Genomic DNA, 15,242 nt, shown 5'->3' on the forward strand with positions numbered 1-15,242 from the left:
GAATTCCTTGTGTTCAAACTGACCAGTCTCAATCTCAATGGCCTGCGTTCGGCCGCTACCAAAGGCGTGGCCGACTGGGTGGCCGAACTTGCGCCGGATTGTATTTGCATGCAGGAGATCCGCGTCCAGGCCAGCGACATCGAGGGCCGGTTCGAGGAAATGGCCGGCCTCAAGGGCCATTTCCACTTCGCCGAAAAGAAAGGCTACGCCGGCACCGCCGTCTACACCAAGCACGCTCCGAGCCAGGTCGTGGTGGGCTGGGGCGACGCCGAGTTCGACGCTGAGGGCCGGTATCTAGAACTGCGCTTCGACACGCCCAAGCGAAAGTTCTCCGTCATCAGCTGCTACTTCCCGAGCGGCAGTTCGGGCGAGGAGCGGCAGGAGGCCAAGTTCCGCTTCCTCAAGGGCTTCTTCCCGCACCTGGTGGCGCTGAAGAAGGAGCGCGAGTTCGTGCTGTGCGGCGACATCAACATCGCGCATAAAGAGATCGACCTGAAGAACTGGCGCGGCAACCAGAAGAACAGCGGCTTCCTGCCCGAGGAGCGCGCCTGGATGACGAAGCTGCTCGACGCCGGCGCCGACGGCGCGGGCCTGGTGGACGTGTACCGCATGCTCAAGCCCGACACCACCGCCGAGGCCTACACCTGGTGGAGCAACCGCGGCCAGGCCTACGCGAACAACGTGGGATGGCGGCTCGACTACCACCTGGCTACGCCAAAGACCGCCGCGCTCGCACGCACCGAACAGATCTTCAAGACCATCAAGTTCAGCGATCACGCGCCGATCACGGTCGAGTACGACTTCAAGCTCTGATCAGCGCGGCCCCGCGGCCTTGCCTGCGTGCCGCGCCAGATGCACCTGGTGCAGCGTGATCTTGCGCACCTCGGCCTGGCTGGTCTCGATGTGCGCCCGCAGCAGCATCGCCGCCTGGTCGCCGCGGTTCGCGCGGATGGCCTTCAGGATCTTCGCGTGCTCGTCGTAGGTAGCGTCGATGCGCGGCTGCTTGGTGAAGTCGAGCCGGCGGATGATGCGGATGCGGTCGGTCACGTCGCGGTGCACGCGCGCCATCTCGGCATTGCCGGCGGCCGCCACGAGCGCGCAGTGGAAGGCTTCGTCCCACTGCGCCACTTGCGCCATGTCGGCGCTGCGCTGCGCCGCAGGCACCAGCCAGATGCTGGCCAGCGCGTCGAGCAGGCTGCGGTCGATGTGGCGGTCGGTTTCGCACAGCCGGTGCACTGCGGTGGTCTCCAGCACCATGCGAAGGTCGTAGAGCTGCTCGAACTGGTCGAAGTCGAAGGGCAGCACGCGCCAGCCGCTGCGAAACAGCACTTCGACGAAACCCTCCTGCTGCAACCGGAACAGCGCCTGCCGGATCGGCGTGCGCGACACGCCCAGCCGCTCGCTGATTTCGTTCTCGGTGAAGCGGTCGCCGGGCACGAGGATGAAGTCGGCCACGTCGCGCTTGAGCTGCGCGTAGACCTCGTCGGCCCGCGTGCGGAAAACGGCCGGATCGGCGGCGGGGACGGGAGGCGCGGGGCGGGTTCGGACGGTAGACACGTGTGGAATGGTAGTCGCTGGCGCCAGCGTCACGAAGGGTTGCCATTCAGCGCCGCGAGCAGCGCGGCGCTCGGCGCGGTCCAGCCGACGATGGCGCCCTGGGCGCGCACCATGTCGAGCGTCGCCGCCTTGAATGCCGGGAAATAGCTTTCGGTGCAATCTTCGAGCAGCAGGCTGTCGTAGCCGCGGTCGTTGGCTTCGCGCATGCTGGTCTGCACGCAGACCTCGGTGGTGACGCCGCCGAACAGCAGGTGGGTGATGCCGCGCTGCTGCAGCACTTCGTGCAGGCCGGTGGCATAGAACGCGCCCTTGCCGGGCTTGTCGATGACGAGCTCGCCGTCGATCGGCGCAAGCGCATCGATGATCTGGTTGCCGGGCTCGCCGGCCACGAGGATGCGGCCCATCGGGCCTTCGTCGCCGATGCGCAATGTAGGCTTGCCGCGGTTGCGCTTGGCGGGTGGGCAGTCCGAGAGGTCCGCCTTGTGCGCTTCGCGGGTGTGCACCACCAGGCCGCCGGCTTTGCGCCACGCCGCAAGAGCGGCATTCGTCGCGGGAACGATCGCTTCGAGCAGCGACACGTCGTTGCCCAGCGTTTCACCGAAGCCGCCGGGCTCGATGAAGTCGCGCTGCATGTCGATGAGGACCAGCGCCGTGCTGGCCACGTCGAATTCGTAGGAAAAGGGGTTGGCTTCTTCTATTCGCATGTCGGTTCTCGCTTCAAAGGCTAGTGATGCCCGCCACCCATGTGGGCTCCGATCACGTGTCTTTCCGCACCGGCAGCCGAGGTCTCGAACACGATCTGCCCTTCGCTCATCACGACGATGCGGTCTGCAAGCTCCAGCAACTCGTCGAGGTCTTCGCTGATCAGCAGCACCGCCCCGCCCTTCTCCCGCACCTGCACGATGCGCGAATGGATTTCCGCGACGGCTGCGAAGTCCAGCCCGAACACGGGGTTGGCCGCAATCAGCACATTGATGTCGCCCGCCAGTTCCCGCGCCAGCACGGCGCGCTGCACGTTGCCGCCGGACAGGCTGCGTATCGGCGCGCCCTCGCCCTGCGTCTTGACGCCGTACTCGGCAATCCACTCGCGCGCACGGCTGCGCCAGCAAGGAAAGCTCAGCACGCCGCCTCGCGACAATGGCGGTTGATCGAAATCCCGCAGTGCCATGTTCTCCGCAACGCTGAGGTCGCCGACGCACGCATTGCGCAACGGCTCTTCGGGGAGACTCCGGACCTTGAGCTCGCGGTTCTCCGCGCGGTGTGCATCGTAGGGTTGCCCCATCACGCTGACCCTGCCGGCCATGCGCGGACGCTGGCCGACCAGCGCCTCGACAAGCTCGCGCTGTCCGTTGCCGGAGACGCCGGCCACGCCGAGGATTTCTCCCGCGCGCACCGACAGGCTCAGGTCATGCAGCGCCAGCGTGCCGCGGTCGCCCTGCGCCTTGAGGCCTTCGACATTCAATGCGACCGATGCATTGGCAGGCACGGGCTTCCTCGCAGCGGGGGCTTGCGCCGACGACGCGGCCTGCTCGCCGCCCATCATGGCCTGCGCCAACTGCGCGGGGCTGGTGTCCGTCACGCGGCAGTGATGCACCGCCTTGCCCCTTCGCAGCACCGTCACGCTGTCCGCATAGGCCATCACCTCGCGGAACTTGTGCGTGATGATGAGCACGGTGCACTGGCCGCTGCGCGCGAACTCGCGCACGTGGCCCAGCACCTCGTCGGCCTCCTGCGGCGTGAGCACCGAGGTGGGCTCGTCGAGGATCAGCAGGCGCGGCTTCAGGTACAGCTGCTTGAGCAATTCGAGCTTCTGCTTCTCGCCCGCCGCAAGCTCGGACGGACGCACGTCGAGGTCGAGGCTGAAAGGTGTGGTCGCAAGAAATGCCTTCAGCTCCGCGCGCTTCGTTTTCCAGTCGATCAGCGCCGGTGTCTTGCCGCCCGCGAGCAGCAGGTTCTCCGCCACCGTCATGCCCGGTGCCAGCGTGAAGTGCTGGTAGACCATGCCGATGCCCAGCGCGCGCGCGACGATGGGGTTGGCGATGTCTTGCTCGCGGCCGTCGATGAGGATGCTGCCCTCCTCCGCGCGCTGGAAACCGGCCACGCACTTCACCAGCGTGCTCTTGCCCGCGCCGTTCTCGCCGAGCAGCGCATGCACCGTGCCGGGCTCGACGCGCATCGTCACGCGGTCCATCGCGGTGAAGGCGCCGAAGCGCTTGGTGAGCTCGTAGGTGTCGAGCGCGAGTGCGCCGCTGCCTGCAGGGAGTCCGCCGATGGCGTGGGACGGGGTGGCGCTCATATCAGGGTCCGTTCAGGGCGCGTGCACAGGCCACCGGGTACTCCCCTCCGCGAATGTCCCCCGTCGGCGGGATCGCGCCCCGAAAGAGACACAACAGATCTCATACCGCCGCCAGCAATGCCTGCGAAGTGGCATGCGCACCAAACACGCCGCCCTGCATCGTGATCATCTTCAACGCCGCCAGATGGTTGCCATGGTCGGTGGCCGCAGTGCAGTCCGACAGCAGCAGGCATTCGAACCCGCGGTCGTTCGCATCGCGCATCGTGGTGTGCACGCACACGTCGGTGGTGATGCCCGCGAGGATGAGGTTCTCGATGCCGCGCGTGCGCAGGATGAGCTCGAGATCCGTCGCATAGAACGAGCCCTTGCCGGGCTTGTCGATCACGACCTCGCCCGGCAACGGCGCCAGTTCGGGAATGATCTCCCAGCCGGGCTCACCGCGAATCAGGATGCGGCCGCACGGCCCGTCGTCGCCGATTCCCACGCCATTCGCGCCAATCTGCCGCGAGCGCCAGCGCTTGTTGGCCGGCAGGTCCGCGAGGTCGGGCCGATGGCCTTCACGCGTGTGGATGATGTGAAAGCCCAATGGCCGCAGCGCCGCCAGCGTGCGCGCGATCGGCTGGATGGGCGCCTGCACCAGCGACAGGTCGTAGCCCATCACGTCGACATACCCGCCCTTGCCGCAGAAGTCGGTCTGCATGTCGATGACGATGAGCGCTGTGTTGTCGGGCCGCAGGTTTGCGTTGTAGGGCCAGGCGTAGGGCTCGGCGGCGATGGTTGTCGTCATGGCATTCAGCTCCTTGTCGATGAAAGCTCGCCGGGACTACCGGCGGCCACGGCGCCCGGCTTGCAGGTGAACACCAGGATCACCAGCGTGAGCACATACGGAACGGTGTTGAAGAGGTGGTAGCCCCAGCCGATGCCGATGGACTGCAGCGCCGGCCCGATGGCGCCTGCGCCACCGAACAACAGCGCCGCACCCACACAGCGCAGCGGGCTCCAGCGCGCGAAGATCACGAGCGCGACGGCGATCAGGCCCTGGCCGCTGGAGATGCCTTCGTTCCAGCTGCCCGGATAGAACAGCGTGAGCGATGCGCCGCCGAGCCCGGCGATGAAACCACCCGCCGTGGTCGCCGCGATGCGCAGGCCCGACACCGAGTAGCCCAGCGCGCGCGTCGCCTGCGCCGAGTCGCCCGCCATGCGCACCAGCAGACCGGCGCGCGTGCGCGCAAAGCCCCACCACAGCAGCACCGCGAGCGCCACGCCGATGGGCACCAGCGCATTGAGCTGCAGCGCAGAGCGCACCACGTTGTTGTCGCTCCAGAAGCCCAGCGCAATGGCGGGGAGCTGCGGCGCCTGCGGCTGAATCAGCGGCTTGCCCAGGTAGAAGGCGAGCCCGGTGCCCAGCAGCATCAATGCGATACCGGTCGCCACATCGTTCACGCGGTCGAGCGAGCACAGCAGGCCGTGCAGCAGCGCGAGCAATGCGCCCGCCATCGCGCCGATCAGCACGCCGAGCCAGGCCGAATCGGTGAGGTACGCGCCGCCGAACGCCGCCATCGCCGAGAGCACCAGAACGCCTTCGAGCCCGAGATTGATGCGACCCGATTTCTCGGTGAGGCACTCGCCCAGGCTCACGAACAGGAATGGCGCGCCCACGCGCAACGCGCCGCCGACGAGGCCGGCGACCAGTGCGATCCATTGGTCGGCGGTCATGCGTAGCTCCTGGCCTCGGGCAACATGCGGTCGCCGAACTTCTTCCAGTCGACCATGCGCAGCCCTTCGCTCGCGAGGATCAGCACGAAGGCGATGCCCTGCAGCACCAGCACCGACGCATCGGGCAGGCCGAGCCGGCGCTGCAGCAGGCTGCCTGCCGCGCCGAAGCCACCGAACAAAATGGCCACCGGCACGATGGCCACCGGGTTGTGCCGCGCGATGAACGACACCAGGATGCCCGCATAGCCGTAGCCCGCGATCAGCGAGGCATTGGCGCTGGTGTGCACCGCCGCCACCTCGACCGCACCCGCGAGCCCCGCGCAGGCACCGCCGAGTCCACAGGCCGAGAGAATGAGCCGCGTGGCCGGCAGCCCGACGAGTTGCGCAGTGCGCGGATTGCCGCCCACCACGCGTACCGAGAAGCCCGAGGCCGTGGCACGCAGCCACCACCCGAGCCCCAGGCAGGCCACGACGCCGATCACCAGCCCCCAGTGCACGTCGGACCCGGCAATGCCGCCGATCAGCAGTCCGTCGTTCAATGCGTAGGTGGAGGGCTTGTTCAGGCTCGCCGGATCGCGCAGCGGCCCTTCGACCAGGTGCTTGAAGATGCCGATGGCGATGTAGGCCAGCAGCAGGCTGCTGATGGTCTCGTTGATGCCCCGGTACTGACGCAGCCAGCCCGCGAGCACGATCCAGAGCGCGCCGGCCACGGCGCCCGCGATGCAGACGAACACCGTGCCGACGGCGTTGGCGGGCAGCGGCACCGCATGCGCGAGCGCGGCGCAGGCCAGTCCACCCAGCACCAGCGCGCCCTCGCCGCCGATGACGATGAGCCCGGCGCGCGCGGGCAGCGCCACGCACAGCGCGGTGAGCATCAATGGTGCGGCGCGCTGCAGCGTGTTCTGCCAGGAGAACCAGTCGCCGAATGCGCCCTTGAACAGCGTGACCCAGACCTCCACCGGATCGACGCCCGCGAACGCCACCAGCAGGCCGAACAGCAGCAGCGCCGCCGCAATGGCGAAGACCGGCAGCGCGAATTCCCTCAGTGCGTGGCGCATGACGCGGTGCGTTGTCGATCAGACCGAACCGACGACGCCTTCGACCAGGAAGTTCATCTTCTCGAGCTCCAGGTCGGTCTGCTTCAGCACCTTGCCGGCCGGCACCACGACCGCACCCTTGTTGTCCTTGATGCCGTCCTTGAAGATGTCGAAAGTACCCGCGATCATCTTCGCCTTGATGTCGTCGGCCTGCTTCTTCGCGGCGTCCGGCACCATGGGGCCGTAGGCGGACATCTTCACGTAGCCTTCCTTCAGGCCGCCGCGCAGGAAGTTGGGATGCGGCTTGCCGGCTTGCGCGGCATCGATGATGGTCTTGTAGGCGGTGAGCCAGTTCCACTCGGCACCCGTGAGGTACGCATTGGGCGCGAGCTTGGCCTGGCTCGCGTGGTAGCCGCAGACCATCTTGCCGCGCTTGGCGGCCGTTTCGACCACCACCTTGGGGCCGTCGACGTGCATGGTGAACACGTCGCAGCCCTGGTCGGCGAGGCTGTTGGTGGCCTCGGCCTCCTTCACCGCCATCGACCAGTCGCCCGTGAAGATCACGCTGCAGGTGATGTTCGGCTTGACCGAGCGCGCGCCGAGCGTGAAGGCGTTGATGTTGCGCAGCACCTGCGGAATGGGCTTGGCCGCGACGAAGGCGATCTTGCTGCTCTTCGTCATGTGCGCGGCGATCACGCCGTTCAGGAACTGGCATTCGTCGATGTAGCCGAAGAAGCTGCCGACGTTCTTCGGATGCTTGCCTTCGGTCCAGAGGCCGCCGCAGTGCGAGAAGCGCACGTCGGGGTTCTTGGGCGCGACCGCGAGGATGTGTGGATCGAAGTAGCCGAACGAGGTGGGAAACAGCAGCTTGGCGCCGTCCTGCGAGATCATGCCGGCCATGGTCTTCTGCACGGCGGCGGTCTCGGGCACGTTCTCTTCCTCGACCACCTTGATGCCGGGCAGCTTCTTGATCTCGGCCGCGGCCATGGCGTGCGCCTGGTTGTAGCCGTAGTCGTCGCGCGCGCCGACGTAGATCACGCCGACGGTGAGCGGCTTGGGCTTGGCCTGAGCGCCGGCAAGGGCGCTCCAGCTTCCGAGGCTGCCGGCAGCGCCAAGCGCGGCCAGGGTCTTGAGGGAATCGCGGCGATTGAATTGGCTGGTCATGGCGTTCTTCTCCGTTACAGGTTGAGGTGCAAAAAACGTGCCCTTCCCAGGGCTCAGTCGAGCAGGCTCACGTGGGCGGCGACCACGCGCCACCCTTCGGCCGTGCGCATCCAGGTCTGGCTCTGGCGGCCGGTCTGGCTGCTGCCCTCGCGGCGGAACTCGACGTTCGCGGTCGCGAAGTCGCGGCCGTAGGTGGTGATGACGGTGCGCAGCAGTTCGCGCGGCGGGCTCTGCACGGGCAGCGAGGCGCGGAAGGTGGCGATGTCGGCGTGGCCATAGTGGTTCTCGGAGAAGCCGTAGCGCAGCGTGTGCGGGCTGTTCCAGAACAGCTCGTCGAGCGTCGCGCGGTCGTTGCCGACCAGCGCGGCCTCGTAGCGAGCGAACACGGCCTGTACTTCGGCAATTACGTCGGGAATGTTGATCTCGGGCATCACCGGCGGACCTCTCGCTGGAAGATGTCGAGGCTGAGCTTCTTGGTCGCGACGAAACTTTCAGTGCTCAGCGTCTCGACGGTGCGCGGGCGCGCATCGCCATAGCGCAGGATCTCGGCGACCTTGGTGGGTCGCTTGGTCAGCAGCAGCACTTCGTCGGCGAGGTACACCGCCTCCTCGAGGTCGTGCGACACCAGCAGCATGGTGGTGCCGGTGTGCATGAACACCTCCTGCAGCTTCTCGCGGATGAACAGCGTCATCTCGAAATCGAGTGCCGAGAAGGGCTCGTCGAGGAACAGAACCTCGGGATTGGGTGCGAGCGCGCGCATGATCGACGCGGTCTGCTGCTGGCCGCCCGAGAGCTCGTACGGAAAGCGCTTCAGGTCGAACTTCACGTCGAACGAAGCGACGAGTTCTTCCATGCGCCGGTCGACCTCGGCCTTGCTGCGCCCTTCGAGCTTCAGCGGATAGGCAATGTTGTCGATGGTGCGCATCCACGGGAACATCGCCTCGCGGTAGTTCTGGAACACGTAGCCGATCTTGGTGTCCTTGCGCTGCTTGCCGTCGAACAGGATCTCGCCCGCGTCGATGGGAATGAGCCCCGCGATCATGTTGATGAGCGTGGACTTGCCGCAGCCGTTGGGGCCAAACACCGAAACGATGGCCTGCTTGGGAATGTCGAGGTCGAAGTTCTCGTACAGCGGCCAGCCCACGAAGTACTTGGTGAGGCCGCGGATGGTGATGTGCGTGCCCGCGGGGCCGGGCTTGAAGACCGGCTTGGGCACGTCGGCGTATACCGGGCCGTTGACGACGATGTCGGGTGTCACTTTCATCTCCCGCTCCAGTGCACGATGCGGCGTTCTGCAATGAGGAAGAGGATGTTCAGGGCATAGCCCAACGCACCCGCCGCAAGAATCGCCGCGTACATGCTCTTCACGTTGAGCACCTGCTGCGCATCGATGATCCGGTGGCCCAGGCCCGTGTCGGAGCCGATGAACATCTCGGCCACGATGACGATCACCAGCGCCATCGACACCGCCGAGCGCAGGCCGACGAAGCTGGGCTGCAGACTTTCCCAGATCAGCACGTCCTTGAAGACCTGCCGGCGCGAGGCGCCCATGACCTTGGCCGCCATCACGCGCTGCTTGCGTGCGTTGATGACGCCGTACGCGCTGTTGAACACCACGATGAGCAGCGCGCCGAAGGCCGCGATGGCCACCTTGTTGACGTCGCTCACGCCGAAGATCAGCAGGAACAGCGGAATGAGCGCGGACGACGGCGTGGAGCGGAAGAAGTCGATCAGGAACTCCACGCTGCGGTAGGCCTTCTCGTTGCTGCCGAGCAGCACGCCCAGTGGCACGCCGACGGCCGCCGCAATGACGAAGGCCTGCACGGTGCGCCACACGGTCATGGCGAAGTCGGTGAGCAGCGGGCCGCCGGCCAGGCCGGTGATGAGCGCCGCGATGGTGTCGGCGGGCGTGGGCAGCAAGATCGGCTTGATGAAACCCAACCGCACCACCAGGTCCCACACGACGAACAGCACCACCGGGCCGATGAAGGGCAGCAGGCGATCGCGCAGCGGCGGCCTGGGCGCCGATATGGCGGCGCTGGCCGGCGGGGTCCACGGCGCGGCCGTGGTCGAGCTTGCGTCGGCCATGGTCGTCAGGCCTTGTAGAGCAGGCCGTCCACCGCGACCTTCTTCTCGAAGATGCCTTTTTCGGTGAACAGGTCGTAGAACTTCTGGAAGTACGCGACGTCGCTGGCCTTGAACTCGTTGTAGAGCATGTACGACGCGAGCGGCACTTCGGCCGTGAGCTTGCCTTCGATGGCGGTGTAGCCCTTCATGAACTGGCGCGCCTCGTCGGGCTTGCTGCGCACCAGCTCCACGCCGCGCGCATAGGCGGCGATGTACTTCTTCGCGACCTCGGGGTTCTTCTTGATGAACTCGGTGGTGAGGCTGGCCGCGCCGCCGTGCCACGGCGCCATCGGGTCGCCGAGGATGTATCTGGCGACCACGCCGGCCTCGATGACGCGCGTGGTGCCGTTCATGCGGCCCACGGTGCCGGTGGGTTCCAGCGTGTAGCAGGCATCGACCTGACCCGCGACCAGCGCGGCCACGTGCTGGCCGATGGGCAGCTCGCTCACGACCGCGCCCTTGGCGCCGGCGCGCTCCAGCATGGTCTTGCACAGCGTCACGTTCTGGATGCCCGGGCCCGAGGCGACCTTCTTGCCGGCCAGCTCGGCCATGGTCTTGACGGGGCTGCCTTGCGCGACGATGAACTCGTCGAGCACGAACTTCGCGTTGCTCGGGTTGGTGCAGAAGATCTTGAACAGGCCGGGCTGCGCGATCTCGCCGATGGCGAGGTTGGCCGAGCCGGTGCCGTTGGCGCTGCCGTCGCAGCGGCCCGCGAGCATGCCTTCCATCACCTGCTGCGCGCCGGCGAACTTGAGCGGCTCGACGTCGAGGCCGGCCTCCTTGAAGTAGCCCTTGTCGATCGCCGCGAAGAACGGCAGGCCGGCCGCCACCGGCCAGAAGCCGATGCGCAGCTTGGGTGCGGCGGCCTGCGCGCGCACGATGGCAGGCGCAGCCAGCACAGCCAGGCCGGAAGCAGCGGCCTGCAGCAACTGCCGACGCGACGCGGAAGATTTCTCTGGGGTGTTCATCGGAACTCCTGATCAGTTGGAATCAGTTGGAACTCGGGGTGGCGCGGCTCGCGACGTATGCGCGCCAGCCGCCGTGATGGGTCACGTCCTGCGCGCCGGCCAGTGCATGGCCCTCGCAGATGAAGCCTTTCACCCAGCTGCCGTCGGCCAGCTCGACGCTGCCAAGGCCAAGGGGCGGCGGGATGAGGGCGAGAAAGCTGCCGACCTGCGTCAGGGGCACGGCCCACACTTCGAGCGCGATGGCGGTGCCTTCCTCGCCTTCAGCCACGCGCCGCAGGCCGGGTTTGGGCGGCACGGTGCCCGGCAATGCGTGCAGCCTGTAGGCCGGCGACGTGATGGTGGCTTGCATCAACGTGGCGCCGCGCTCGGTGAGCTGGCTGTTGAGCGGCATGCCGGACAGATGCGCGCCGACCACGGCGATGGGCAGGGTGCCGGCATCCGGCGCGGCGAGGCCGGGAATGGCGCGCGGCGCGGGCAGCGGCAGGCCGAGGGCGCCCTGCGCGAGCCCTGTGGCGTGGTGGTAGCGCTGGCCCAGGTCGGCCAGCGCAAGGTCGCTGCCGCAGGGGCCGATCAGCGTGATGCCGAACGGCAGGCCGTCCGCGCGCAGGCTGCTGGGCACGGAGAGCGCGGCGTAGTCGAGCAGGTTGACGAAGTTGGTGTACGCGCCAAGGTTGCGGTTGAGCACCACCGGATCGGCACGCATCTGCTCACGGGTGTAGTGCGTGGGCGCGGTGGGCACGAGCAGCACGTCGATGTCGCGCCACATCGGCTCGACCTGCTGCGCAATGGCGCGCAGCCGCGTCTGGGCTTCGAACACGTCGGCGGCGGTGTAGCTGCGGCCGCTCGCGAAGATGCCGCGCACGGGCTCGATCACTTCGTCGCCATGCGCGTCGAAGAACTCGCGCACCGCGGCGTAGCGTTCGGCGACGAGCGCACTTTCATAGAGCAGCGCGGCAGCCTCCGCAAGCGGGGCGTAGGGAATGGTGACGGGCGAGCCACCCATTGCCAGCAGCCGCGCAGTCGCGTCGTTGAACGCCTGCTCGGCGGCGGCGTCGCCGAAGAAGCTCAGCCTGTCGGGCACGCCGAAGCGGAAGTGCGCTGGCAGCGGCTCGCGGCGCAAAGCCAGGTCGCGCGAATAGGGGTCGCGCGCGTCGTGGCCGGCGCAAGCGAGCAGCACGTCGACCGCGGTGGCGACGGTGCGCGCAAAGATGGAGACGCAGTCCGCGCTCTGCGCAGCGGGCACCACGCCGAAGGTGCTCAGCAGGCCGCGCGAGGGCTTCAGGCCGACGATGTTGTTGAGCCCGGCCGGCACGCGGCCCGAGCCCGCGGTGTCGGTGCCCAGCGCAAAGTCGACCTCGCCGGCCGCCACCACGTAGGCCGAGCCCGAGCTGGAGCCGCCCGAGACATAGCGCGCGTCGAAGGCATTGGGCACCTCGCCGTAAGGCGAGCGCGTGCCGTTCAGGCCGCAGGCGAACTGGTCGAGGTTGGTCTTGCCAGCCAGCGATGCACCGGCTTCGAGCAGGCGCTGCACCACGGCCGCGTGGACCGGGGGCAGGCGGTCAAAGGCCGGACAGGCGGCGGTGGTGGGCACGCCGGCCACGTCGATGTTGTCCTTGACCGCGAAGCGCAGCCCGGCGAGCGGCAGGACGGAGCCGGGGGCTTCGCCAGCCCGGGCGTGCGCCATGGGCTGCGCGAACCTGGCGATCCAGGCGGCGGCGGGCGATCCATCTTCTTCATGCACCATCATCAGGCATCCAAACATGTGTACAAGTTGAGATGCAAGCGGCGTGCCAGCGGCGACGCGAGGTCGCGCGGATCAATTCAGGGGATGGGGGCGTTGCTCCCTCTCCCCTGGGGGAGAGGGTTGGGGTGAGGGCAGGTGCGGGCGAAGAAGCGCGGCCCTCGTATGAAGGCCGCCACCCTCACCTCTGCCCAGGGGAGAGGGAGTCAGGCAAGTCAGCTCTTCTTCGCGTCCCGGTAGAGCGTCTCCACCTTCGGCAGGGTCGCCTCCAGCTTCGCGATGCGGTCCGGCCCGCTCGGGTGCGTCGAGAGGAAGCTCAGCCCGCCCTGGTTCTTCGACGCCGTGGCCATCTTCTGCCACAGCGACACCGATGCCTTCGGGTCATAGCCCGCACGTGCCGCGAGTTCGAGCCCCACGAGGTCGGCCTCCGACTCATCGCTGCGGCTGAACTTGAGCGTGAGGAGCTGCGTGCCGGCGCGCGCCGCCAGGTCGCCCATCTGCCCCAGTCCGAGCAGCTGCGCACCGATGGAGAGCGCCGCGCCCGTGCCCGCGCTCTTGGCGAGGCGGGCACGCGCATGCTCGCGCAGCGCGTGGGCCATCTCGTGGCCCATGACCATCGCGACCTCGTCGTCCGTGAGCTTGAGCTGTTCGAGGATGCCGGTGAAGAAGGCGATCTTGCCGCCGGGCATGCAGAAGGCGTTGATCTGCTTGCTGCCGATCAGGTTGACCTCCCACTTCCAGTCGCGGGCGCGCGAATTCCAGGGCGTGGCGAAGGGAATGAGGCGCTTCGCGATGGCGCGCAGGCGCTGCAGCTGCGGGTTGTCGTCGCCCGCGAGCGCGTTCTTGGCGCGCGCCTGTTCGAGCAGCTGGCCGTACTGCTGCACGCCGGCTGCCTCGATCCTGTCGGCCGGCACGAGGTTGCGCGCGACCGAGGCATTGCCGACATTGACCTGCGCCAGCGCCGTGCCGCTGAAGGCGGCGCCGGCGGCCGCCAGCAGGAAGGCCCGCCGGGGATTCCATGCGGAAGCGGCGGTAGCGGTGGAGATGGCGGAAACAGGGAGATCGCATCGTGTGCACATAGGAGCCGGATCATAGGAACAAATGAAGACAAAGGCCGGGCCGACGCCCCCCTGCACTCATGGACAATCCGAGGCTCATGTCCGTACCTTCCGCAGAAACCCCCACCGCCTCTTCCCCGCCCTGGCGCGACGCGCTGAAGGTCTACCTGGAGCCCGCCACCCTGCGCATGCTGGCGTTGGGTTTCTCGGCCGGGCTGCCGCTGCTGCTGGTGCTGGGCACCCTGAGTTTTCGCCTGCGCGAAGCGGGCATCGACCGCACAACCATCGGCTACCTGAGCTGGGTCGGGCTGGCCTACGGCTTCAAGTGGGTCTGGGCACCGCTGGTCGACCGGCTGCCGCTGCCGCCGCTGACCACGCTGCTCGGACGCCGGCGCGGCTGGCTGCTGCTGGCGCAGTGCGTGGTGATCGCCGGCCTGATCGGCATGGCGCTGAACGACCCGCGCCAGGGCCTCGCGCCGCTGATCTGGTGCGCGCTGCTGGTGGCCTTCGGCTCGGCCACGCAGGACATCGCGCTGGACGCCTTCCGCATCGAGTCGGCCGAAACCCGCAAGCAGGCCGCGCTCGCCGCCGCCTACCAGACGGGCTACCGGCTCGCGATGATCTGGGCCGGCGCCGGGGTGCTGTGGGTGGCGGCCTGGGCCGAGATGTCGGTGGCCGAAGCCGCCACCGCCGGCTACCAGAACGGCGCCTGGAAGACGGCGTACCTGGTGATGGCCGCTTCGATGGCGGTGGGGGTGCTAACGGTGCTGCTGTCGCCCGAACCGGTGCGCCGCGTGCTGCCCAAGGCGAAGAACGCGGCCGAATGGCTGCGCAGCGTGCTCATCGAGCCCTTCGCCGACTTCATCCGCCGCTACCGGTGGCAGGCCGCGCTGATCCTCTCGCTGATCGCCATCTACCGCATCAGCGACGTGGTGATGGGCATCATGGCCAACCCTTTTTACGTGGACATGGGCTTCACCAAGGATCAGGTGGCCACAGTCAGCAAGATCTACGGCGTGATCATGACGCTGGTGGGCGCCTTCGTCGGCGGCGTGCTGTCGATGCGCCTGGGCGTGATGCGGGTGCTGATGCTGGGCGCGGTGCTGAGCGCGGCCAGCAACCTGCTGTTCGCGTGGCTGGCCTCGCGCGGGCACGATCTGACGGCGCTGATCGCGGTGGTCTCGGCCGACAACCTGGCCGGCGGCATCGCCTCGGCGGCCTTCATCGCCTACCTGTCGAGCCTGACCAACATCAGCTACTCGGCCACGCAGTACGCCCTGTTCAGCTCGCTGATGCTGCTGCTGCCGAAGTTCATCGCCGGCTATTCGGGCGCCTTCGTCGATGCCTTTGGCTACAGCACCTTCTTCATCTCCACCGCGATGCTCGGCCTGCCGGTGCTGGTGCTGGTGGCTTTGGCCTCGCGGCTTACGGCGACCACAAGGCCCGCGGACCGTCAATAGGGCCTGGGCCTTATAGGAAACAGCCGACATTGCGCGCACCGCGCAACTGGTAGGCTGCGGGCGCTATACATTCGTTTTCTTTTCCCTTCCCGCGCCCCTTTCCGCGCACCCGTCTGCC

The 15,242-nt window shown here is 67.6% G+C and carries 15 protein-coding genes; 2 read left to right on the forward strand and 13 right to left on the reverse strand.

Translation table 11 applies throughout. The features are described from left to right. Positions 1 to 9 precede the first annotated feature (9 nt). Positions 10 to 813, forward strand: a complete 804-nt coding sequence (locus tag ASD05_RS04080; protein ID WP_056588046.1) for an exodeoxyribonuclease III — start codon at positions 10 to 12, stop codon at positions 811 to 813. Here ASD05_RS04080 and ASD05_RS04085 read toward each other — a convergent pair whose 3' ends face one another. The 13 genes from ASD05_RS04085 to ASD05_RS04145 all read right to left on the reverse strand — a co-directional run bounded on the left by ASD05_RS04085 (position 814) and on the right by ASD05_RS04145 (position 13,685). Continuing rightward, positions 814 to 1,557, reverse strand: coding sequence for a GntR family transcriptional regulator (locus ASD05_RS04085; protein WP_200955383.1), 744 nt, complete (start codon positions 1,555 to 1,557; stop codon positions 814 to 816). A 29-nt stretch (positions 1,558 to 1,586) separates the two neighbouring features. Next, positions 1,587 to 2,261: a cysteine hydrolase family protein gene (locus ASD05_RS04090; protein WP_056588049.1), complete on the reverse strand. Its 675-nt coding sequence runs from the start codon at positions 2,259 to 2,261 to the stop codon at positions 1,587 to 1,589. A gap of 20 nt (positions 2,262 to 2,281) precedes the next feature. After that, the gene (locus ASD05_RS04095) at positions 2,282 to 3,853 is read right to left on the reverse strand and encodes an ABC transporter ATP-binding protein (protein WP_056588051.1); all 1,572 of its coding nucleotides are present in this window, start codon (positions 3,851 to 3,853) and stop codon (positions 2,282 to 2,284) included. Positions 3,854 to 3,953: 100 nt separating this feature from the next. Then, entirely contained in the window at positions 3,954 to 4,640 is a 687-nt protein-coding gene (locus ASD05_RS04100; RefSeq protein ID WP_056588055.1) for a cysteine hydrolase family protein, read from the reverse strand. A gap of 5 nt (positions 4,641 to 4,645) precedes the next feature. Next, positions 4,646 to 5,569, reverse strand: coding sequence for an ABC transporter permease (locus ASD05_RS04105; protein WP_056588058.1), 924 nt, complete (start codon positions 5,567 to 5,569; stop codon positions 4,646 to 4,648). After that, complete coding sequence (locus tag ASD05_RS04110; protein ID WP_056588062.1) at positions 5,566 to 6,627, reverse strand: ABC transporter permease; 1,062 nt, start codon at positions 6,625 to 6,627, stop codon at positions 5,566 to 5,568. The genes ASD05_RS04105 and ASD05_RS04110 overlap by 4 nt, the downstream gene beginning before the upstream one ends. 18 nt (positions 6,628 to 6,645) lie before the next feature. Continuing rightward, the gene (locus ASD05_RS04115) at positions 6,646 to 7,770 is read right to left on the reverse strand and encodes a BMP family ABC transporter substrate-binding protein (RefSeq protein ID WP_056588065.1); all 1,125 of its coding nucleotides are present in this window, start codon (positions 7,768 to 7,770) and stop codon (positions 6,646 to 6,648) included. A 53-nt stretch (positions 7,771 to 7,823) separates the two neighbouring features. After that, on the reverse strand, positions 7,824 to 8,204 hold the full coding sequence (gene hpxZ / locus ASD05_RS04120; RefSeq protein WP_056588067.1) for an oxalurate catabolism protein HpxZ: 381 nt from the start codon (positions 8,202 to 8,204) through the stop codon (positions 7,824 to 7,826). Then, entirely contained in the window at positions 8,201 to 9,034 is an 834-nt protein-coding gene (locus tag ASD05_RS04125; RefSeq protein ID WP_056588069.1) for an ABC transporter ATP-binding protein, read from the reverse strand. The genes hpxZ and ASD05_RS04125 overlap by 4 nt, the downstream gene beginning before the upstream one ends. Further along, positions 9,031 to 9,858, reverse strand: coding sequence for an ABC transporter permease (locus ASD05_RS04130; protein WP_056588073.1), 828 nt, complete (start codon positions 9,856 to 9,858; stop codon positions 9,031 to 9,033). Before ASD05_RS04130 ends, ASD05_RS04125 begins: the two co-directional genes overlap by 4 nt. 5 nt (positions 9,859 to 9,863) lie before the next feature. Beyond that, complete coding sequence (locus ASD05_RS04135; protein WP_056588076.1) at positions 9,864 to 10,865, reverse strand: ABC transporter substrate-binding protein; 1,002 nt, start codon at positions 10,863 to 10,865, stop codon at positions 9,864 to 9,866. A gap of 22 nt (positions 10,866 to 10,887) precedes the next feature. Then, the gene (atzF, locus tag ASD05_RS04140; RefSeq protein WP_056588079.1) at positions 10,888 to 12,612 is read right to left on the reverse strand and encodes an allophanate hydrolase; all 1,725 of its coding nucleotides are present in this window, start codon (positions 12,610 to 12,612) and stop codon (positions 10,888 to 10,890) included. A 209-nt stretch (positions 12,613 to 12,821) separates the two neighbouring features. Continuing rightward, positions 12,822 to 13,685, reverse strand: coding sequence for a M48 family metallopeptidase (locus ASD05_RS04145; RefSeq protein ID WP_056588082.1), 864 nt, complete (start codon positions 13,683 to 13,685; stop codon positions 12,822 to 12,824). A 77-nt stretch (positions 13,686 to 13,762) separates the two neighbouring features. On the opposite strand from ASD05_RS04145, the gene ASD05_RS04150 reads away from it, so the two are divergent. After that, positions 13,763 to 15,124 (forward strand): AmpG family muropeptide MFS transporter, encoded by a 1,362-nt coding sequence (locus ASD05_RS04150; protein ID WP_235507844.1) that lies wholly within the window; start codon positions 13,763 to 13,765, stop codon positions 15,122 to 15,124. The last annotated feature ends 118 nt before the right edge of the window (positions 15,125 to 15,242 follow it).

This window comes from Variovorax sp. Root434 (genome assembly GCF_001426595.1).
Lineage (GTDB): Bacteria > Pseudomonadota > Gammaproteobacteria > Burkholderiales > Burkholderiaceae_C > Variovorax.